Annotated in this window: 14 protein-coding genes; 4 read left to right on the top strand and 10 right to left on the bottom strand. The window is 68.0% G+C overall.

All coding sequences use genetic code 11. The features are described from left to right. Window positions 1-145: 145 nt before the first annotated feature. Together RBT54_RS08940 and RBT54_RS08935 are read right to left on the bottom strand one after the other, a co-directional pair. On the bottom strand, window positions 146-1,846 hold the full coding sequence (locus tag RBT54_RS08940) for a diguanylate cyclase domain-containing protein (RefSeq protein ID WP_320366299.1): 1,701 nt from the start codon (window positions 1,844-1,846) through the stop codon (window positions 146-148). After that, window positions 1,843-2,913, bottom strand: coding sequence for an extracellular solute-binding protein (locus RBT54_RS08935; protein ID WP_320366297.1), 1,071 nt, complete (start codon window positions 2,911-2,913; stop codon window positions 1,843-1,845). The genes RBT54_RS08940 and RBT54_RS08935 overlap by 4 nt, the downstream gene beginning before the upstream one ends. 240 nt (window positions 2,914-3,153) lie before the next feature. Here RBT54_RS08935 and RBT54_RS08930 point away from each other — a divergent pair, with 240 nt between their 5' ends. The 3 genes from RBT54_RS08930 to trhA are packed head-to-tail and all read left to right on the top strand — an operon-like array spanning window position 3,154 to window position 5,538. Beyond that, a complete protein-coding gene (locus RBT54_RS08930) occupies window positions 3,154-4,146 on the top strand; it encodes an ABC transporter ATP-binding protein (protein WP_320366295.1) in 993 nt (330 codons plus the stop codon). Continuing rightward, window positions 4,143-4,904 carry an ABC transporter permease gene (locus RBT54_RS08925; protein ID WP_320366293.1) on the top strand — a complete coding sequence of 254 codons (762 nt, stop codon included), beginning with the start codon at window positions 4,143-4,145 and terminating at the stop codon, window positions 4,902-4,904. Before RBT54_RS08930 ends, RBT54_RS08925 begins: the two co-directional genes overlap by 4 nt. 13 nt (window positions 4,905-4,917) lie before the next feature. Beyond that, window positions 4,918-5,538 carry a PAQR family membrane homeostasis protein TrhA gene (gene trhA / locus RBT54_RS08920; protein ID WP_320366291.1) on the top strand — a complete coding sequence of 207 codons (621 nt, stop codon included), beginning with the start codon at window positions 4,918-4,920 and terminating at the stop codon, window positions 5,536-5,538. Window positions 5,539-5,695: 157 nt separating this feature from the next. Here the strand turns inward: trhA and RBT54_RS08915 are convergent, their stop codons facing one another. From RBT54_RS08915 to RBT54_RS08905, 3 genes are all read right to left on the bottom strand, one after another. Then, window positions 5,696-6,196, bottom strand: coding sequence for a phasin family protein (locus tag RBT54_RS08915; protein WP_320366289.1), 501 nt, complete (start codon window positions 6,194-6,196; stop codon window positions 5,696-5,698). 443 nt (window positions 6,197-6,639) lie between these two features. Further along, window positions 6,640-8,325 carry a diguanylate cyclase domain-containing protein gene (locus RBT54_RS08910; RefSeq protein ID WP_320366287.1) on the bottom strand — a complete coding sequence of 562 codons (1,686 nt, stop codon included), beginning with the start codon at window positions 8,323-8,325 and terminating at the stop codon, window positions 6,640-6,642. Beyond that, complete coding sequence (locus tag RBT54_RS08905; protein ID WP_320366285.1) at window positions 8,322-9,314, bottom strand: ABC transporter substrate-binding protein; 993 nt, start codon at window positions 9,312-9,314, stop codon at window positions 8,322-8,324. The genes RBT54_RS08910 and RBT54_RS08905 overlap by 4 nt, the downstream gene beginning before the upstream one ends. A gap of 230 nt (window positions 9,315-9,544) precedes the next feature. Between RBT54_RS08905 and RBT54_RS08900 the strand changes: the two genes are divergently transcribed. Beyond that, on the top strand, window positions 9,545-12,298 hold the full coding sequence (locus RBT54_RS08900; protein ID WP_320366283.1) for an EAL domain-containing protein: 2,754 nt from the start codon (window positions 9,545-9,547) through the stop codon (window positions 12,296-12,298). A gap of 22 nt (window positions 12,299-12,320) precedes the next feature. On the opposite strand, the gene guaD is transcribed toward RBT54_RS08900, so the two are convergent. The 5 genes from guaD to xdhB form a co-directional block, all read right to left on the bottom strand. Next, window positions 12,321-13,652, bottom strand: coding sequence for a guanine deaminase (gene guaD, locus RBT54_RS08895; protein WP_320366281.1), 1,332 nt, complete (start codon window positions 13,650-13,652; stop codon window positions 12,321-12,323). Window positions 13,653-13,671: 19 nt separating this feature from the next. Next, entirely contained in the window at window positions 13,672-14,754 is a 1,083-nt protein-coding gene (gene xdhC, locus RBT54_RS08890) for a xanthine dehydrogenase accessory protein XdhC (RefSeq protein ID WP_320366279.1), read from the bottom strand. Continuing rightward, window positions 14,751-17,648 (bottom strand): EAL domain-containing protein, encoded by a 2,898-nt coding sequence (locus RBT54_RS08885; protein ID WP_320366277.1) that lies wholly within the window; start codon window positions 17,646-17,648, stop codon window positions 14,751-14,753. The genes xdhC and RBT54_RS08885 overlap by 4 nt, the downstream gene beginning before the upstream one ends. 30 nt (window positions 17,649-17,678) lie before the next feature. Beyond that, on the bottom strand, window positions 17,679-18,935 hold the full coding sequence (locus RBT54_RS08880) for a diguanylate cyclase (protein ID WP_320366275.1): 1,257 nt from the start codon (window positions 18,933-18,935) through the stop codon (window positions 17,679-17,681). An 83-nt stretch (window positions 18,936-19,018) separates the two neighbouring features. Then, the gene (xdhB, locus tag RBT54_RS08875) at window positions 19,019-21,427 is read right to left on the bottom strand and encodes a xanthine dehydrogenase molybdopterin binding subunit (protein WP_320366273.1); all 2,409 of its coding nucleotides are present in this window, start codon (window positions 21,425-21,427) and stop codon (window positions 19,019-19,021) included.

Raw genomic sequence — 21,427 nt, 5'->3', positions numbered from 1 at the left:
GCGAAGCGGCGACGCTTCGAAATGCCCTGCGATTATCCGGGCCTGGCACGCGCGCGCCGTTGCCAAATGTCACGATCCGGGTCAGAAACCAGCGGTTCGCGTGCTTGGGTTGTGCCGTGTGTCGCGCCGGGACCCGGCGCCGCGTCTAGCGTGCCGGCCCGGTCGTCTTGCCGGCGTCCTTGGCGCGGTACATGGCGGCGTCGGCGTGGCGTGACAGGGCGGCGGCGTCGAGGCCGTCCACGGGGTAGATCGCCAGGCCGATGCTGGCGGACACGGTGAGGCTGCAAGCTTCGAGTTCGAAGGGCTGGTCGATGGCCTCGCGGACTTTCTGTGCCACGCGTGCGGCGTCTTCGTGCGACTCGATGCTGCGCAGCAGGACCACGAACTCGTCACCGCCGATGCGGGCGGCGGTGTCGGATTCGCGGATGTTGCGGCGAATGCGTTCGGCGACGTCCTTCAGCACACGGTCGCCGGCGGCGTGGCCGAGCCTGTCGTTGATCGGCTTGAAGCGGTCGAGGTCGATGAAGAGCAGCGCGAATTGGCTGTCGTCGCGGCGGGCGGCGGCCAGCGCGACGCTCATGCGGTCGTCGAACAGGGCACGGTTGGGCAGGTCGGTGAGGGCGTCGTGCTGCGCGAGGTGCTCGAGTTCGCGGCGGCGCTGCTCCAGCTCACCCACCTGCAGGGCGATCTGGGTGCGCAGTTCGGCGAAGCGCCGGGCCAGCGCGCCGATCTCGTCCTTGCGGCGGACCGGCAGCGCCGGCCCCCGACCGTCGTTGGAGAAATGTTCTGCCGCGTCGCTCAGCGCATTGATCGGCCGGGTGATGGCGCGCGCCAGCACGCTGGCGATGAGGATGCCGGCGAGGCTGAGGCCGATCACGATCTGCAGCACCACATTGCGCAGCGGGGTGGCGCGCTCGAGGATGGCGTCCAGTGGCTGCGCCAGACCGAGCACGAAGCGGTTGTCCTCGGTGTTGACCTGGGCGTGGGTGGTGATGAAGGCCGCCACCACCGCGGTGTGCGCGTGCGGCCCCGGGGGCGCTTCGATGACGACATTGCTGGCTCGACCCTCGACCAGGGCGATCGCGGACGCAAACTCGTCCTGCACGCGAATTCGCCGCCCCTTGTCGAAGCCGAAGGTGCGCGAGGCGTCGGGGTGGATCAGGTAGTCACCGCTGCCGTTGGTGAGGAAGAGCTGAAAATCGGGCGGCAGGTCTGCGGCCAGCAGGGCAAACACGCCGTTGAGGTCGAGGTTGATGACGATCACGCCGCGCACGGTGCCCGCCGCGTCGGCCACCGGGGTGGCGAACTGCACGGTGGGCTGGCGTAGCGCCGCGTGCGACCCGCGCTCGTGGTTGATGGCAATGCGTGACATGTACACTTCGCCGACTGCAAGCCGGAGCGTGTCGAAGACATAGGGGTAGTGCCCCTTTTCCTGCAGGTCGTCGCCGGTGACGTGCACCACGGCGCTGCCGTCGCGGTCCACGCGCACGCGCTCGGAGCCGTGCGCGTCGGCCGATATCAGTCGAATCTGGAAGTAGGCCGGGTTGGCCTCGAGGAGCAGGGCGAACAAGCTGCCGAGTTCCACCGCGTGGGCCGCGTTGGCGTCCGCGAGCGCGGCGCCCGCCGCAGGGTGGTGGGCGAGGGCGCGCAGGGTCAGGGAGATCTCCTCACGCACCAGGGTGATGCGGCTGGCGAGCACCCGCGTGGAGGTGAGCAGGTCCTCCTTGGCCGATTGCACCAGCAGCCCCTTGCTTGCGCGGTAGGCATAGAGGCCCGCGATGCCGGCGCCGAGCATGCCGACAAGCGCCAGCACCAGTGCGAGCCGGGCTGCGATGCCGAACTTCATGGCGCCAGCACTCTTGCGGCCGAATCACCGGAGACGATGCGCTCCCACAGCTGGTTGCGGCGCTCGATGTGCTCCACCGGCTCGAGCCAGACCAGACGGTCGGCATCGGCCTGGTGGGACGGCTGGTTGCGGGTGTTGTTGAGGCCGTGGCGCTGGCTCAGGACCTCGGCGGGGCCGGCTTCGAGCATGTAGTCGATCCACGCATGTGCGAGTGCCGGGTTACGTGCGCCGCGCGTGATCACCCAGCAATCGAGCCAGGCGAGCGCGCCTTCGCGCGGGATGACATAGCCGACGTCGGCGCCCGCTGCGCGCAGCAGTTGCAGCTGCTGGGTGCCGTAGTTGGCGAACAGGAGCGCCGCGCCACGGCTTGTGAACAGGCGCGCCGACTCTTCGGGCTGGGCGTAGACAGTGAGGATGTTGCGGCGCAGCGCGATGAGGCGCTCGACCGCCTGCGCCCAGTCGGCCTCTTCGAGCTGGAAGGGCGAGCGTTTGCCGAGCACCTGCGCCGCCAGCGAGAAATTGTGTGAGCCGCCGTTGTAGATCAGCACCTTGCCCTGATGGCGTGGGTCCCACAGCGCGGCGATCGACTGCGGGGGCGCCTCGAACTGGCGGCGGTCATAGATCAGCCCCATCTCGGCGTAGGCGTAGGGCACCGCGAACGCCTTGCCGTCGCGCGTCACCCCGGGCAGGGCGGCCGGGTCGCGAAAGCGCGCGAGCTGCGCGCCGCGGTTGGGCAGGGCGTCGAGGTCGATCGGCACCACCAGCGCGCGGTCGATGTAGCGCTGCAGCTCGGCGGTATTGACCGCGAACACGTCGAAGTCGGCCGCGTCGCGGGTGCTGACGCGCTCCCACAGCATCTCATCGGCGTCGATCACGGTGACCTCCACGCGCGCGCCGGTGCGCTGCTCGAACACGGTGACCACGTCGGCATCGGCATAGCCCGGCCAGCTCAGCACACGCAGCACCTCGGTCGCAAGGACCGAGCCGCTCAGCGCGAGCCCGAGCACGAGGCCGAGCAAGCGCTTGAGCGCGCAGATGAGGCGGTGAGGGCGGCGGCAACGAACCATGGGGTTGGCGGGTCCGGTGGATGTTGCGCAGGCGGCAGCAGGCCCTGCGCGCGCTGGGGCGGCGGGATGGCGGTGGTGCGGCGGGTTGATGTGGTGGGCAAATGAGCTGGAGCGGCGCAACGGCCTTCATTCTAGAGCACACTGCCGCCGTTTCCGGTGTGCCGGATCGCACGTAAACCGGGTGACGCAGCGCGGCGCGCGAAACGGAGCGCGCGGGCGTCGATCTGCTATCTTCCCCTCATGCAATCCATCATCTCGATCTCCGGTCTGTCCAAGACCTACGCTTCCGGCTTCGCCGCGTTGAAGGCTGTCGACCTCGACATCCGCCGCGGCGAAATCTTCGCCCTGCTCGGGCCCAACGGCGCGGGCAAGACCACGCTGATCAGCGTCGTGTGCGGGCTGGTCAATGCGAGCGCCGGCACCGTCAGCGTGGACGGCCACGACAACGTGCGCGACTACCGCGCCGCGCGCGCGCTCATCGGGCTGGTGCCGCAGGAACTCACCACCGACGCCTTCGAGACCGTGTGGAACACGGTGAGCTTCTCGCGCGGCCTGTTCGGCAAGCCGCCCAACCCCGCCTACCTCGAGCAACTGCTCAAGGATCTGTCGCTGTGGAACAAGAAGGACGCCAAGCTGATGATGCTCTCGGGCGGCATGAAGCGTCGGGTGCTGATCGCCAAGGCGCTGTCGCACGAGCCGCGCATCCTGTTCCTCGACGAGCCCACCGCCGGCGTGGACGTGGAGCTGCGCCGCGACATGTGGCAGCTCGTGCGCCGCCTGCGCGACAGCGGCGTCACCGTGATCCTGACCACGCACTACATCGAGGAAGCCGAGGAGATGGCCGACCGCATCGGCGTGATCACCCGCGGCGAGCTGATCCTGGTCGAGGACAAGGCCGCGCTCATGCGCAAGCTCGGCGGCAAGCAGCTCACCCTGCAGCTCGCTGCGCCGCTCGCCGCGGTGCCGCCCGCGCTCGCGCGCTACGGGCTGGTGCTGGGCAAGGACGGGCAGACGCTGATGTATCGCTACGAGTCGGAGCGGGAGGGCGGGGGAAGGGGTGAGGCCGAAGGTGAGGCCACCGCCATCGCGGACCTGTTGCAGGAGCTCGCCGCCGCCGGCATCGCCTTCACCGACCTGCACACCACCCAGCGCTCGCTGGAAGACATCTTCGTCAGCCTGGTGAGCGAGCGCGCACCGGAAAACGGCACCACCGCCGCGGAGGGCACACGATGAACTGGCACGCGGTTCGTTCGATCTATTTCTTCGAGATGGCGCGCACCCGGCGCACGCTGCTGCAGAGCGTGCTCGCGCCGGTGATCACCACCACGCTGTACTTCGTGGTCTTCGGCTCGGCCATCGGCGCGCGCATCCCCGAGGTGGAAGGGGTGAGCTACGGCGCCTTCATCGTGCCCGGCCTGATCATGCTCAACCTGCTCACCCAGAGTGTGTCCAACGCGTCCTTCGGCATCTTCTTCCCGAAGTTCTCGCGCACGATCTACGAGCTGCTCTCGGCCCCGGTGTCGCACTTCGAGATCGTGCTCTCCTACGTCGGCGCGGCGGCCACCAAGTCGATCCTGCTCAGCCTGATCATCCTCGTCACCGCCACCTTCTTCGTGCCGCTGCGCATCGAGCACCCGGTGTGGATGGTGGGCTTCCTGCTGCTCACCGCGGTCAGCTTCAGCCTGCTCGGCTTCGTCCTCGGCATCTGGGCGGACAATTTCGAGAAGCTGCAGATGGTGCCCTTGCTGATCATCACCCCGCTGACCTTCCTCGGTGGCAGCTTCTACTCGATCGACATGCTGCCGGCGGCGTGGCGCGCGGTGTCGCTGTTGAACCCGGTGGTGTATCTGGTGAGCGGGTTCCGCTGGAGCTTCTACGGCACCGCCGACGTGGGGGTGGGGGTGAGCCTGGCGATGACGCTGCTGTTCCTGGCGGTGTTCGCGGGGATCGCGCGCTGGATGCTGCGCACGGGATACCGGTTGAAGCCGTGAGGCAGAGGCAGCGATGACCGCGCTGGAGCGGTTCAACAGTTTCAGCCACCTGCTGGGCGCGCTGGCGGCGGTGGCAGGCACGGTGTGGCTGCTGATGGTGACGCCTGCGGGCGATGCCTGGCGGCTGACCAGCTTCAGCATCTATGGCACCTCGCTGATCCTGCTGTACGCGATCTCGTCCCTGTCGCATGGCTACGAGGGCGGCCGCCGCGGCATCCTCACCCGGCTGGACCACTGCACCATCTATCTGCTCATCGCCGGCACCTACACCCCCTTCACCCTGGTGACCCTGCGCGGCCCCTGGGGCTGGTCGCTGTTCGGCGTGGTGTGGGGCCTGGCCGTGATCGGCATCCTCGTCGATCTGCTCTGGAAGCAGGACCGGCGCATCGTGCCGGTGCTCATCTATCTGGTCATGGGCTGGCTGGTGGTGTTTGCCATCGAACCCCTGCGCGCGGCGATGGACCCCATGGGCTTTGGCCTGCTGGTGGCGGGGGGTGTCGCCTATACCCTGGGCGTGCCGTTTTTCGCCCTGGGGCGCTACTGGCCCATGCTCCACGGCATCTGGCACGTGCTGGTGCTGGCCGGCAGCGTGCTGCACTACCTGGCGATTCTCTGGTACGTGGCGCCGGAATAAGCCGCCTGAAAACGCAATGCATCGGTCGCGGACACGAGCGCCCCGCGGCGACACTCCACGACAGTGACACGACAGCGGGACGGCAAAAAGCCCCGACTGGCGGGGCTTCCCGGTCATCGTCTCACGACGAGAACCTCACTTATGGCACGCACACGGTTCAGGCGGCCTTGCGACCCTGCGACGTCTTCTCAATCACCTTCTCGGTCGCATCGACCATGTCACGCGCATTGGCCTTGGTGATGTCGCTGGTCTGCTGCGCGATCTTTTCGAACGCACGCATTCCCGGGAATGCCATCTGGCCGTTCATGCCGAACGACGACATGTGCTTCTGGATCAGTTCGGAAAATTCCGACTGGGCCTCCATGAAGATTTCCTGAACATCGCGCACGTAGGCGGTCACGCGCTCGACGCCGGCTCCGTTGAGGCGGTTCTGGACCTTGACCTGATCTTCGGCTTGCTTCTCGTAAGCTTGATCCTTGCCGTTCTGAGCGCGGCTGGCCGACATTGAAGCCGAGATGCCTTGCTGAAGCGACTCACGGGCCATGTTGACGTTCAGCGCGGTCAGGCGCTCGATACTCGACAACGCGACTTCGGACATGCGGGTGAAGGTATCGGCGGTGTTGCTGGCTACTTGTTGCTGTTCGTTAGTCGTGTTCATGATGGTGAATCTCCTGCATCGGTTTGCTGCGTTGGACGGTTTGAGGTGCAGTGCACAATTAAAATTTCATTGCGTTAACAACTCTCTGCCGATTTGATTTTGCGTCGCAGCACGCAGACCCCAGTCTGCTCGCATGACGCTGTCAGTCAAGACATACCGGTCCGTACAGGTCCTTCTTCTGTATCAAGGTGAAAAGGGGGGGCTTGTGTTCGCAGGGGCACAGACTCCGGCGCTGCCTTGCTGTTGCGGCCGTGGTGAATTGGCTGGAAACCTCGAGCGTTGCACTTCCGGTCCGCCGCCGTGGCCCTTGTTCGCCTTAGCGCCACGTCCGCGAATACCTCGTCAAACCCGACCTCCATCGCCAGCGCCGCGAGCTCGAGCGCGCGCGCACTGTCAGCGCATAGCGTCTTCGACACTCCCCATCACGCGCGCGGCGCTGCTGGCTAGCCGTCCGAAAAATGGTAAGTGCTTGCACCCGCCGCCTTGGCGGCATACATCGCCCGGTCGGCGGCTTGCATGAGCGCGTCTTCATCGCCACCGTGCTGCGGATAGAGGGCGATGCCGATGCTCGCCGTGACGACGACCGACTGCCCGCCGACATCGATCGGCGCTTCCAGCGCGTGAACGATGCGCTCGAGTAGCGGCGCGAGCCCGTCCGCACCCGCGTCGGCCTCGTCGAACAGCAAGGCGAATTCGTCCCCGCCCATGCGCGCAACACTGTCGGCAGAGCGCACGCTGTCGTGCAGGCGCTGGGCAATCTGCGCCAGCACGCGATCACCCGCCTCGTGGCCGAAACGGTCGTTGATCGGCTTGAAGTCGTCGAGATCGACGAAACCCACTGCGGGGTTCTTGCCCGTGCGCCGCGCACGCGTGATGGAGTGGTTCAGACGGTCGGAAAACAGGCGGCGGTTCGGCAGCCCGGTCAGCGGATCGAAGTGAGCAAGGTTGCGCAGTACTTCTTCCTGAGCCTGCAGGCGCGCGCGCTCGTTCTCGAGCTCGTGCAGGGTCTCGCGGTGCTGGTGCACGCTCGCGGCAAGATCCATGCGTGCGTGTTCGAGGGTAGCCTTTTCCGTGCGCAAGCGTCGGTTGGTGAGCCCGAGTGCGAGCGCCAGCACGCTCACCGCGAGCAGCCCTGCGACCCCGAGCACGACCGAGTAAGGGTGCTGGATCCAGATGTCGGCCAGGCCGAAGCTGGGGGTCATGTCGTAGGGCGGAAGCCGCAGCGTGCGCAGCAGGTCCTCCACCGGCTCGTAATCGACGGCGGGCTCGAAGCCCGCAATGCCGGCAGCGCGGGCAGCCGGGTCGTCGGGGTCGAGCATCATCAGGGCTGCGGCCACGCGGCGCGCGATTGCGGGTTCGACGTGCGCGGCGGCGAACACCGGGGCGTTTGGATACAGTCGCGTGGACACCGCGTACGGGTAGCTGGGCAGGTTCTGGCGGTTGATGATCTGCAGCGCGCCGGGCGGTAGCCGAGCCTCTGCGGTGAGCTCCTCGAGGATGCCGCTGCGCGCAAACCCCACGTCGGCCGTGCCGCTGAGCACGGCGTCCACCACGGCGTCGTGCGTGCTGCCCAGAAACTGCACCGGGGTCGCCTCGCCGAGGTCGATGCCGTTCTCGAACAGGGCCATCAACTGGGCCTGATAGCCGCCGAGCGATGAGGGGGCGGGCGCGGCAATGCGCGCGCCGCGCAGCGCGTTCAGCTCGCGAAGCTCGGTGCGGTCGCTGCGCGCGAAGATGACGCCGCCGGTGCCGATCACACGGTTGCCGTGGGCGCGCGGGACGATGGTCGCGAGCGGGCTGGTCAGCGGATTGTGGCGGCGCAGCAGCACGTAGTCGCCTGCGTCGGTGATCACGATATCGACGGTCTGGCGCGCAAGGTGATCACGCAAGTCGGCGGGGCGCAGGGCGAGCAGGCTGACCCGGGTGTCGCCCAGGTGCTGCTCGAGGTAGGCGGTGAGCGGCTCCCATCGTTGCAGCATCTGTTCGGGCGTTCGCTGTGCGCTCACCGCGAGCACCAGCGTGTGGGCCGCGAGCGCGGCGCCCGGCCCGAGGCACAGCAGCAGCCCGCACAGCAGGCGCGCGCAGCGGCCCTGCCATGATCGTGAGGCGACAGGGCATGCGCCGCTCATCGGGCAGGCACCTCCGCGTGCGGCAGCAGGCTGGCGTCGATGAGGCGATCGAGTTGGGGAGCGCGGGCGATCTGGCCCCACTCGAGCATCATCGCGGACAGGGTCTTCACCGACTGGTGCAGTTGTCCCTGCGCATCGAGCAGGCGACGGTTTGCGTGTTCGTCGGGCAGGATCAGGCCGCGATAGCTTTGCAGTGCTGCGGGGCCGCTGTCACCGAGGCGCACCGCCAGTCGGTAGGCGGCATCGGCCGGGTTCGTGCGCAGGTGACGAAGGGCGAGGAAGTGCCCGTCGATGAGCAGGCGAAGCGCGCGCCGCTTGTTCTTGTCAGCCATCGTCTGCGCGCTCACGGCTAGGACGTCGATGATCGTGTCGGGGAGGCCGGTGCTGTCGAACAGCACCCGACCGTGCTTGCGCAGGAGCATGCCGCGCACCGGCTCGAAGCTCACCACTGCATCCACCTTGCCTTGCGTCCAGGCCGCAAGGTGCTGGTCGAAGGTCAGGGGGGTGGCGATGACGTCCGAACGGCTCATGCCTGCCGTTGCGAGCGCAGCGTGCAGCATCAGCGCGCCGACCGCGCTGTCTTCCACGCCCACGCGCCTGCCCCTCAGATCCTGCAGGCTCCTGACGTGCGGCTTGGCGACGAGGGCGTCGGCGCCGGATGAAACATTGAAAACGAGCACGACGCGCAGATCCACGCCTTCGGCGAGCAGCGTGATCGTCTCGTCCAGCGTCAGCGCCGCCGCGTCGATCGTGCCTGCACGCAGGCGCTGCATCGACTCGGTGGCCGACACCGACTCGCGCAATTGCACCGAGCGCTCGTCGATCCAGCCCTCGCGCGCGGCGAGGAACATCAACTCGTAACCCGGCCACGGATGAGCCGACACCGATAGCGGTGCAGCCGGCGGACTGCAGGCGGCCAGGGCGGGAAGACAGAGCAGGGAAAGCAGTGTGCGGAGGCTTTCGCGTCTGTTGAAGAGGGTGTGCGGCATGGGGTGTCGTGCGACGGCGCGGCTGGTCGAGTCAGCTCGACCCGGGTGCTGAGCATATAGCAGGCGCCTGCGAACGGCTGTGAATCCGTTCGCGAAGTCCGGCGTGATGAAGTTGTCGGGATAGGGGAAGTGTATCGAGACATCGCTGCCCGTTTCGGGCACCCTGTCCTGGCGTCCGCTTGAAGACACTTTCCATTACAGGAACCCGAGGCTCTCCGCTCCCGCTGACGATGCTGCGCAATTCGCTGAACCTTCGACTCTGGCTGACGATCGCGATCGCGGTACTCCCGATCCTGCTCTTCACGCTCATCGATTACGGCGAGCGCAGGGAGCAGGCGCTGGCCGCCATCCACACCGAAGTGAGCGATCGCCTGGCCGGTGCGCACCGTGAGGCGCAAGCGGCGCACCGTGCGGTTGCGCTCGCCCTGCGGATCATGGCCCGCTCCGGTGATCTGCAGTCGATGGACCCGGGCGCGTGCACCGGGATCGCACGCAGGCTGATCGGCTCGCTCGAAGGTTTCGCCAACATCGGCGCGGCCCACCCCGATGGGGCGGTGTTCTGCAGTGCCCAAGCCTCGACGGCCGCGGTCAGTGTCGCCGATCGTGCGTGGTTCCGTAATGCGATGCGGGCCGAGGGGATTTCTGCCGGCGAGTTCATCATCGGGCGCATCACCGGCAAGCCGGGGATCGTGTTCGGCTATCCGCTCAAGGACCCGTCCGGGGAGTTGCGTGCCGTGCTGTTCGCCTCGATCACGATGACCTGGTTCGACCGGTTGATCGAGGGCTTCGACCTCCCGCCCGACTGGGAGGCGAGCGTGATCAGCGCGGGCGGGTACGTGCTTGCACACCAGCCTGGTCCACTGGAGCGGCCCGATGGCGTGGTGCCCGCCGGGATGCTGGAGCGCATGTCGGAAGTGACACAGGCGGGGGGGGTCGGGCAGCTACGCGGGCTCGATGGTATGTCGCGCCTGTATGGCGTGACTTCGCCCGATTTCGCGCCCGAAAGTGGGTTCATCGCCATCGGCGCGCCGCTCGAGCGTTCGCTCGGTGCGGTGCAGGACCGCCTGTTCGTGCAACTGGCGGTGATTGCGGCAATCGCCCTGGCGTCGGCCCTGCTCGCGCGGTTTCACATCTACCGCTTCATCGAGGTGTGGGCCGCGCAGGTGCGCGGTGCGCTGGCTCGCATTGCGGCAGGACAGCTCGACACGCGTGTCGGCCACACTTCCGGGGTCAGCGAGCTCGACGAACTCTCCCTGGGGGTCGACAACATGGCGACCCAGATCGCGAAGCGGGACGCCGAGCTGCGGCGACTGTCGACCGTCATCGAGCAGAGTCCGGAGTCCATCGTCATCACCGACACCTCGGCGCGCATCATTTACGTCAACGAAGCCTTCACGCGCACCACCGGCTATTCGAGCGCGGACGTGGTCGGCAACAACCCACGCATCCTCAACGCCGGGCTGACGCCGGGTGCGACCTATGAACAGATGTGGGCCGCCCTCTGTCGTGGCGAGGTCTGGCGCGGCGAGTTCCACAACACGCGCAAGGACGGTTCGACCTACCTCGAGCTGGCGACGATCGCGCCGATCAAGGGTGCCGGCGGCGAGGTCACGCACTACGTTGCGGTCAAGGAAGACATCACGCAGCGCAAGCAGTCCGAGGCCTTGCTGCACCGTCTCGCCTACTACGACGCCCTCACCGGGCTGCCCAATCGCGCCTTGCTCCACGACCGCATCGCCCAGGCGATCCGCAGCAACTCGCGCCGAGAGTCGCACGGCATGCTGATCCTGGTCGACGTCGATCGCTTCCGGCAACTCAACGATACGCTCGGCCATGCAGCGGGCGACCGGCTTCTGCGCGCGGTGGCAGAACGCCTGCGTGGCGGTGTGCGGGATGAAGACACCGTCGCCCGCCACGGCGACGACGACTTCGCCGTGCTGATCGAGTGCATCGGCGGCACCGAAGCCGAGGCGCTCGCCCATGCCGAGCACGTTGCGCGCAAATTGCAGTGCGAACTCGAGGCGCCCTACGTCCTCGGCGAGGGCGAGGACGATCGACACCTGGTCACCTTGAGCATCGGCGTCAGCCTGTTTTTCGACGGCGAAAGCTCGCTCGAGACCTTGCTCAAGCAGGCCGAAGTGGCCCTCTACCGGGCGAAGCAGGACGGTCGCAACACCGTCTGTTTCTTCAACCCGAGCATGCAGGCCATGGTCGATGCGCATGCGCGCCTTGAGGCCAGCCTCAACAAGGCCATCGAAGCGGAGGAGTTCTGCCTGTTCTTCCAGCCCCAACTGGACCACGGCGGCAGGGTGATCGGTGCCGAAGCGCTCATTCGCTGGCCGCAGGCGGGCGGGGGGATGGTGTCGCCGGCGGCGTTCATCCCGCTCGCCGAGGACACCGGCCAGATCGTGCCGATCGGATTGTGGGTGCTCAAGGCGGCCTGTGCCCAACTGGCGCGGTGGCAGGCGAATGTGCAGACACGCCACCTGACGATCGCGGTCAATGTCAGCGCCCGTCAGTTCCACCGCCCCGACTTCGTCGCCAGCGTCGAGCGCACGGTCATGGCGGCCGGGATCGATGCCACCCGGCTCAAGCTGGAGCTGACCGAAAGCGCGATCCTTGCCGATCTGGACGAAACCGTGGGCCGCATGAACCAGTTGCGCGAGCTTGGAATCCAGTTCGCGCTCGACGACTTCGGCACCGGGTATTCATCGCTGTCCTACCTCAAGCGCCTGCCGTTCGCCCAGTTGAAGATCGATCAGTCCTTTGTCCGCGACATGGCGCAGGACGCGGGCAGCGAGGCGATCGTACTCGCCGTGCTGTCGCTGAGCCACGCCCTGGGTCTGGAAGTGATCGCCGAAGGGGTGGAGACCGCCGTCCAGCGCGAGTTCCTCCGGGAGCACGGCTGCGAGTTCTACCAGGGCTACCTGTTTGGCAAGCCCGCGCCGATCGAGGCGTGGGACGAGTTTGTCGCCATGGTGTGAGGCGGCCCCTCGCCCCTGCCCCTTAGCTGCGGGGGGCTTTCGCCGTCGCGCGGGTGACCGGCCAAGCGGCTTGGCCCATCAGGTGCGTCGCCGCCACCGCGCGATCGTCGCCGAGCATCATCAGCACGAATAGGCGCTCTGCGAGCGTGGAGCAGGCGGCCCTGCGGCGCTCGAGGAGCGGGGTGGCTTGCGGGTCGAGGACGACGAAGTCGGCTTCCTTGCCCGCGGTGAAGTTGCCGATGCGATCGTCCAGGTACAGGCTGTGCGCGCCGCCCAGGGTGGCGAGGTGGAAGGCGCTCTCCGCCGACAGTGACTGGCCGGCGAGGTGCAGCACCTTGTAGGCCTCGTTCATGGTCTGCAGCATCGAGAAGCTGGTGCCGGCGCCGACGTCGGTGCCCAGGCCGACGCGCACGCCCACTTCGCGTGCGCGCTGCAGGTCGAAGAGCCCGGAGCCGAGGAACAGGTTCGAGGTCGGGCAGAAGCTCATCGCAGTGCCGGTGTCGGCCATGCGCCGGCGGTCTTCATCGTCGACCCAGAGGCAGTGCGCGTATACCGCGCGCATGCCGAGCTGGCCGAAGCGTGCATAGACGTCGAGGTAGCTGCGCGCCTCGGGGTAGAGCTGCGCCGCCCAGGCCACCTCACCGCGGTTCTCCGCCAGATGCGACTGCAGGAACACGCCCGCATGCTCGGCGAACAGCCGGCCGGCGAGCTGCATCTGCTCGGGGCTCGAGGTGGGCGCGAAGCGCGGGGTGATCGCATAGAGCAGGCGGCCGCGGCCGTGCCAGCGTTCGATCAGCGCCTTCGATTCGGCGTAGCCGCTGGCGGCGGTGTCGCACAGGAATTCGGGGCAGTTGCGGTCCATCAGCACCTTGCCGGTGATCAGCCGCATGTGGCGCGCGCGCGCGGCTTCGAACAGCGCGTCGACCGATCCAGCATGCACGGTGGCGAAGGCGGCCGCGGTGGTGGTGCCGTTGCGCAGCAGTTCGTCGCAGAAGAAGTTCGCCACCTCGGCGGCGTGGACCGGATCGGCAAAGCGGCGCTCGGCGGGGAAGGTGTATTTCTCCAGCCATTCGAGCAACTGCTCGCCGTGGCTGGCGATGATGTCGGTCTGCGGGTAATGGATGTGGGTGTCGACGAAGCCGGGCAGGATCAGCTTGCCGCGGTAGTCGGTGATCGGCGTGCCGGCCGGCAGCTTGGCCAGCAGCGCGGGTGCCGGGCCGCATTCGGCGATGTGGCCGGCGCGCACGATCAGCGCGCCGTCGGCGAAGTGCTCGAGCGCGCGGGCGTCGTGCGCCGGGTCGGCGAGGAAGTGCAGGATTTCGCCGCGGATGACGGTCAGGCGGGTGTCGGTCATGGCGGTCGGGCGCCTCCTTTCAGGCCAGGGCGCGCCGCGCGGGGGGAGCGGCCGGCGTGGCGGCGCGCAACTGCAGCAGCGCGGCGGCGATTGCAATTGCGATCACCTCGGGTTCCTTGCCAGGCACCCCGCTCAGGCCGAGCGGGCAGTGCAGGCGGGCGATGGCGTGCTCGGCGAGGCCGCGTGCGCGCAGGCGCTGGACGAAGCGTGCGCGCTTGGCCCGCGAGCCGAGCAGCCCACACAGGCGGAAGTCGTCGCGCCCGAGGATCTGCCGCACCAGTTCGAAGTCGAGCGCATGGCTGTGGGTGAGCACCAGAAAGAGGGTGTCGGCCGGGGCCCGGCGCACCTCGGCCTCGGGGGTGTCGGTGCAGCAGACCTCGATATTGGTCCCCACGGTGGCGGGGAATTCTTCCGCGCGCGAATCGACCCAGCGCACGCGTATCGGCAGCCGCCCAAGAACCTCTGCGAGTGCGCGGCCGACGTGGCCGGCGCCGAACAGCACCACCCTCAGCGCGGGCGGCGGGCTGGCGTCGAGCACCATGGTCATGCCGTCGTCGGCGGCGCCCCTGAGCGATTCCGATGGGGCCAGGCCTGTGAGCAGCACGGCGTCGTCGGTGCCGCCGATGAGCAGCCTGCGGGCCTGCTCGACATGTACCGGATCGGTCAAGACGTGCTCGAGCGAATCCGCGTCGAAGACCTGCACGTCGGCCGCACGGTCGCAGCCAAAGCGCAGGCTTCGCCCCCAGGCACGCCCGGCGCCGGCGAGTGCGGCCGCGCGCTCTACCCAGGGCTGTCGGGTGGCGTCCACCGGCTCGAACAGCAGATGGACGACGCCACCGCAGCATTGGCCGAGGCTGGCGCCGAGGGCGACGCGCTCGAGCCGGGGGGCGGGGTCGCCAGTGCTCAGCAACGCGTGCGCAATCTCGGTCGCGCGCTGCTCCAGCCGGCCGCCGCCAATGCTGCCGTGGCTGCCGTCAGCGGCGACGATCATGCGTGCGCCGGGTGCGCGCGGCGCCGAGCCGCGGGTGGCGACAACGCTGACCAGCACGACCCGCGTGCCCGCGCGCATGAGCTCGGCGAGCGTTCCGATCCAGGCGTTCACCGTGCCGGCCTCGGGTGCCCGGCAGCATGGGCGCTCACCCAGGCTTCGAAGGCGTCGGCCGGCATCGGGCGGGCGAAGTGATAGCCCTGCGCCTCGTCACATTCGAGTCGGTGCAGATGCGCGGCCACGTTCGCGTCCTCCACCCCTTCGGCGATGGTCTTGAGGCCGAGGTTGTGCGCCATCTGCACGATGGTGTGCACCAGGGTCGCGTTGTCGGCATCCCGATCCATCTCGCGCACGAAGGACTGGTCGATCTTCAGCTTGTCGACCGCGAAGCGCTTCAGGTAGGACAGGCTGGAGTAGCCGGTGCCGAAGTCGTCGATCGACAGGTGCAGGCCGAGCGCATGGAGTTGGCGCGCTGTTTCGAGGGCCAGCTCGGAGTCGTCGATCAGCAGCGATTCGGTGAGCTCGAGCTCGAGACAGGATGCGGGCAGGCCGGATCGGGCGAGGGCATCGGCCACCGTGGCCAGCAGGTCGGGGCGGCGGAACTGCACGGCCGACATATTGACGGCCATCACCATGGGCGGCAGCCCCTGGCGCTGCCAGTCTGCCGCCTGGCGACAGGCCTCGCGCAACACCCAGGCGCCGATCGGGACGATCAGGCCGCTGTCTTCGGCGAGCGGGATGAAGCGATCGGGCGCAATCATCTGCCCGTCGGCGCGCTGCCAGCGCAGCAGCGCCTCGGCGCCGATGAGGGCACCCGTGCTCAGGTCCACCTGGGGCTGGTAATGCAGGCGCAACTCGTCGCGCTCGAGCGCAAGGCGCAGCTCGGCAAGCAGTCCGAGACGCTCGAGCGCCTCGGCGTGCATCGCCTCGTCGAAGAAGCGAAAGGCGTTGCGGCCGGCTGCCTTGGCCTGGAACATCGCGGTGTCGGCCTTCTTGTACAGGGTGTCGAAGTCCTTGCCGTCCTTGGGGTACATGGCCAGGCCGAGTGAGGCGGTCCCGGTCAGCTCATGGCCGTCGATGTTCATCGGCAGGGCGAGCGCGGCGAGTACCTGCTCGGCCAGGCTGCGGACCATGGCTTCGTCGGCGAAGTCGCACAGGAGCAGGAATTCGTCGCCGCTGACCCGGCACAGCGCGTGATGCTCGCCCAGCAGGCCTTGCAGGCGGCCGGCGACCTGGCGCAGCAGGTTGTCGCCGAGGACGTGACCGAGGGTGTCGTTGACGACCTTGAAGTTGTCGAGATCGAGGTAAGCCAGCGCGCATTCGTACGGGGCGTCGCGCGCCTGGCCGAGTCGCTGCTCGAACGTTTTCTGGAACAGCAGCTTGTTCGGCAGACCGGTCAGCACGTCGTGGTGGGCGAGGTAGTCGATGTGCGTCTCCGAACGTTTGCGCTCGGTGATGTCACGGATGAAGCAGAAGTAGCGCGGATCCACGATGTGCTTGAGGCACTTGATGCTGGCCTCGATGTCGCGTAGCTCGCCGTTCCTGCAGCGCCACACGCTGTCGAAACGCACGGCGCCCTCGCGGCGCACGCGGGCCAGGGTGTTCCGGACGCCCTGAATGTCCCCCTCTGCCTTGAGGGCGTCGACCGACAGGGTGAGCAACTGCTCGCGGCTGTAGCCGGTAAGCGTGCACGCCGCGTCGTTGACTTCGAGGATGCGGGCTTCCGAATCGATGAGCACGAAGGCGTCCATCGAGGTGTGAATCATCAGGCGGTAGCGCTCATCGGCGAGGCGATGCTCGGTGATGTCGGTGGCGATGCCGCCGGCGCCGACCAGGGTGCCGTTGTCGTCGACCAGCGGAAAATGGACCGACTCGAAGAGGCGGGTGCCCGTGCCGGCGCCGACGACCTCGGTCATCAAGTGTGGCGTGCGGCTGTTGAGCACCTTGTGGTTGTTGCGCTCGAGTTCCTCGGCGATCTCCGCTGGCCACAGGTCGAAAGCCGTGCAGCCGAGGATCTGATCGCGCGGCCGATCCACCATGCGCTCGAAGGTGGCATTGGCCAGCGTGTAGCGGCAGCGGGTGTCGATCAGGTAGATGACGCTGGGCGAGTTGTCCAGGAAGGCCGTATTCAGCGCCTGAGCCTCGCTCAGTGCGCGCGTGCGTTCGACGACCTTGCCCTCGAGCTCGGCTTCGTTCTGCTTGAGATTGCGAAAGAGCAGATCGAAGGGGGCTGCAATGCCGGTGACCAGCATGGCGCGGTACAGGAGGTAGGTGGACACCAGCAGCAGGTAATGGCCGACCTCGTTGGCGTAGTCGAACACGCCGACGTAGCGAGTGAAGGCGAACTCCGACAACACGGCGAAGAGGATCGCGCCGACGATCAGCGTGAGCACGCTGCGTTCGAAGTGCTCGCGCCGAGCCAGCAGGGCGACGAGGCTGAGGGCGAACAGGCCGATGATGACGAACTCGCTCGTCACCTTGAAGTCGGTCAGCCCCTGGCCCTCGATGAAACAGTCGGGGAAGTGGCCGGGGAACACGGCCAGTCCCAGCGTGACGGTGACCAGCGTGTAGGTGGCGACCAGCCTGTGCGCCGAGTCGCTGCGCCGGATCGAAAGTGCCGCGAACAGGAAGGAGGCGCTTTCAAGATAGCGGAAGGCGATCCACAACTGGGTTGGCAGATTGGCGTCGTAGCCGGGGAAGAGGCCCAGTCCCTTGTAGGACAGCGTGTGCAGTACCACCAGTGCGGCGACGAAGATCGAGCTGATGCCGACGATGAGCAGAAAGTTGTTCGCGCTCCAGCGCCGCGAGTGCCAGGCCAGAACGAAGATGCCACCCAGCACCACGATGCGGAAGATCTCGATCAGGGTGTGAAAGAGCAGGAAACTGTAGTTTGCGGTCAGGTGCAGGGACGCGATGACGGCGATCAGTCCGCCCAACTGGGCGGGACTCAGCACGGGCGTTTCGTCGGCAGGTGCGTGGTGTTCGAGGGCAATGGCAAGAGAAGGCATGGCTTCGCGGGTGGATCGTGCCCATGGGCCTTATGGAAGGGGGGCGAGCGCCAGGCGGTTCCGTCCGCTGCGCTTGGCTTCGTAGAGTGCAGCATCGGCACGCCCGATCAGCGCCTCCATCGACTCGCCCGGCATGCGTGTCGCCAGCCCTATCGACAAGCTTACCTGGCCGACTTCGACATGCCGGTGCTGGTGGATACGCAGCCGGATGCGTTCGGCCAGTTCGACGGCGGGGCCCCGCGGGCAGGCGTCGAGCAGGATCACGAATTCTTCGCCGCCCCATCGAATCACCGCGTCGCGGCTGCGTACCGACTGGCTCAGGATGCGCGCGGTGTCCCGAAGCACCTGATCGCCGGTCGGGTGGCCGAAACCGTCGTTGATGCGCTTGAAGTGGTCGATGTCGCACACCAGCAGGGTGAGCGGCTCGCCCGAGGTGTCGGCCCTGGTCAGCGCGTCTTCGATCAGATGCTCGCCATAGCGGCGGTTGTAGAGCCCGGTGAGCGTGTCGCGGGTGGCGGCGTGGCGCAGCGCCTGCTCCATGTCGACACGCTCGGAGATGTCCTTGCTGACGCTCACATAGTGGGTGACGCGCCCCTTCTCGTCGTAGATCGGAGAAATGCTTTGCTCGGCGTGGTAGAGCGAGCCATCGCGCCGCTGGTTGATGAAGGTGGCGCGAAAGTCGGCGCCGCGGGCCAGCGACTCACGCAGGTCGGCGTAAAAGGCCGTGTCGTGCTTGCCCGAACGGAACAGCGCCGGCGTCTTTCCCAGAAGCTCTTCGGGGGCATAGCCGGTCACCGCGGCGAAGGCGGTGTTGGCGAAGATGATGCGCTCGCGCGCGTCGGTGACCAGGATCGGGTCGCTGGCGGCGTCGAGCGCACGCGCGAGCAGGCGGATTTCGCGTTCGGCGCGCACGGATTCCGAGATGTCCCGCTGCACCGAGATGAAGTGCGTGAGCACGCCGTCGTCGTCGCGAACCGGCGTGATGTTCCAGCGCACGACATAGGTCGAACCGTCCTTGCGGTAGTTGATCGCCGTGCCTTCGAAGAAGCGGGCCTCCTTCAGGCACGCGCGCAACTCGGCGATCACCGCAGGATCCGTTTCTGGCCCCTGAAGCATCGTCAGCGGGCGGCCGTGCAGTTCGTCCGGGGAGTAGCCGGTCATGGCGCAGAACGCGGGGTTTGCGATCTGCACCCGACAGCCCGCAGCGAGGTCTGCGTCGGTGATCACGATCGCGTTCCAGGACTGCATGACCGCTGCCTGAAAGAGTCTCGACTCGGGGGGGCTCATGAGAGGGCTAGGCAGAAAAGTGCCCAATCCTAGCAGTCCGGTGCCTGGCGGCCGCAGGTTTCGCGTCCAGCGTGTGTGCCAGGTCACATCTGCGCAGGAGGATGGTGTCGTGGAGGCTCGCCCCCGGCGGCCAGTTCGGTGTCGCACTGCGTGCGCAGCGCATCGACCGCATCGAGGATGGCCTCGGGCGTGGCGGGCGCGCGCAGCGGCGGATTGGTGCGCCCGTCGCCGACCGCGGCGATGGCGTCGCGGATCGCGAACCACACCGAGAACGCGAGCAGCAGCGGTGGCTCGCCCACCGCCTTGGAGCGCAGGATGGTGTCCGCGCGGTTGGGGTTGGGGAAGAGGCGCACGTGGAACCCGGCCGGGCAGTCGTGCGCGGCCGGGATCTTGTAGGTGGAGGGCGCGTGCGTCATCAGCCGGCCGTCGGCGTTCCACCACAGCTCTTCCATCGTCAGCCAGCCCATGCCCTGGATGAAGCCGCCTTCGACCTGGCCGCGGTCGAGCGCCGGGTTGATCGAGTCGCCGGCGTCGTGCACCAGGTCGGCGCGCAGCAGCCGCCACTCGCCGGTCAGGGTGTCGATCAGCACCTCGGACACCGCCGCGCCATAGGCGAAGTAGTAGAACGGGTGGCCGGTCAGCGTCGTCGCGTCCCAGTGCAGGCCGGGCGTGGCGTAGAAGCCCTCGGACCAGAGCTGCACGCGGGCGAGGTAGGCCTGCTGCACCAGCTCGGCGAAGGCGATCGTGCGCCCGCCGACATGGACGTGGTCGTCGGCGAAGCGCACGTCGGCCCCGGCTGCGCCATCTCCCCAGGTGCGTGCGGCGAAGTCCGCCAGGCGCAGGCGGATGCGGCGGGCGGCGTCCTCGGCGGCCTTGCCGTTGAGGTCGGCGCCGGTCGAGGCCGCGGTGGCCGAGGTGTTGGCGACCTTGCTGGTGTCGGTGGCGGTGGCGCGCACGCGGGCAAGGTCGATGCCGAGCTCGTGCGCCACCACCTGGCAGACCTTGGTGTTCACCCCCTGGCCCATCTCGGTGCCGCCGTGGTTCACCAGCACCGAGCCATCGGTATACACATGCACCAGCGCGCCGGCCTGGTTGAGGTGGGTGAGGTTGAAGGAGATGCCGAACTTCACCGGGGTGAGCGCGAGCCCCTTCTTCAGCACCGGGCTCGCCGCGTTGAAGGCGGCGATCGCGCTGCGGCGGGCGCGGTAGTCGCTGTCGGTTTCCAGCTCGGCGACCAGATCAAAGATCACGTTGTCGGCGACGGTCTGGCCGTAGGGCGTGGTGTCGCGGCCAGCGCCGCCGTAGAAGTTGAGCTTGCGCACATCGAGCGGGTCGCGCCCGAGCTGGCGGGCGATGCTGTCGAGCGCGTGTTCGATCGCGATCGCGCCCTGCGGCCCGCCGAAGCCGCGAAACGCGGTGTTGGACTGGGTGTTGGTGCGCGCGAGCAGGGCGCGGATGTCGACATCCGCGAGGTAATAGGCGTTGTCGACATGGCACACCGCGCGCGTGGCGACCGGGCCGGACAGGTCGGCGGAGAAGCCGGCGCGCGCGATCATCTCGATGCGCAGCGCGAGCACGCGGCCGTCGTCGTCGAAGCCGACCTCGTAGTCGTAGTGGAAGTCGTGGCGCTTGCCGGTGATCAGCATGTCGTCGTCGCGGTCGGGGCGCAGCTTGACCGGGCGGCCGAATTTTGCCGCCGCCAGCGCCGCGACGCAGGCGAACAGCGCCGACTGCGATTCCTTGCCGCCGAAGCCGCCGCCCATGCGCCGCGTCTCGACCACCACGCGGTTGGCGGCCAGCCCGAGCGCCTGCGCGACGACGTGCTGCATCTCGCTGGGATGCTGTGTGGAGCACCACAACTGCATGCCGCCGTCCTCGCGCGGCGCGGCGCAGGCCACCTGGCCTTCAAGGTAGAAGTGCTCCTGACCGCCGACCTGCCAGCGCCCCTGCAGCCGGTGCGGGGCGGCGGCCAGGCGTGCTGCGGGGTCGCCGCGCACGAGCTGCAGCGGCGGCAGCACCAGGGACTGCTGGCGGGCGGCTTCGAGCGGATCGAGCAGGGCGGGCAGCGGCGCGTAGTCGATCACCGCGGCGCGCGCGGCGCGGCGCGCGGCGTCGTGGTGGTCGGCGATCACGGCGAAGATCGGCTGGCCGACGTAGCACACCTCGTCGCCGGCGAGGATCGGGTCGTCGTGCACGATCGGGCCGCAGTCGTTGGCGCCGGGGATGTCGGCGGCGGTGAGCACGCCGATGACGCCGGGCATCGCGCGCACCGCGTCGAGATCGAGCCGGGCGATGCGGGCGTGCGCCTGCGTGGACAGGCCGAGCGCGGCGTGCACGGTGCGGGCGAGTTCGGGCAGGTCGTCCACGTACATCGCCTCGCCGCTGACGTGCAGGTGGGCGGATTCGTGCGGGTGGGGGTGGCGCGCGGCGGGGGGGCGGTGCCCGAGGTCGGGGGCGGGGACGGGGCCGGGGCCGGGGCGGGGTGCGATCAT

Origin of the sequence: Thauera sp. (assembly GCF_034003485.1) — a bacterium.
Lineage (GTDB): Bacteria > Pseudomonadota > Gammaproteobacteria > Burkholderiales > Rhodocyclaceae > Thauera.
Note: the sequence above shows the minus strand (reverse complement) of the source record. Positions and strands in the feature narration are given on the sequence as shown.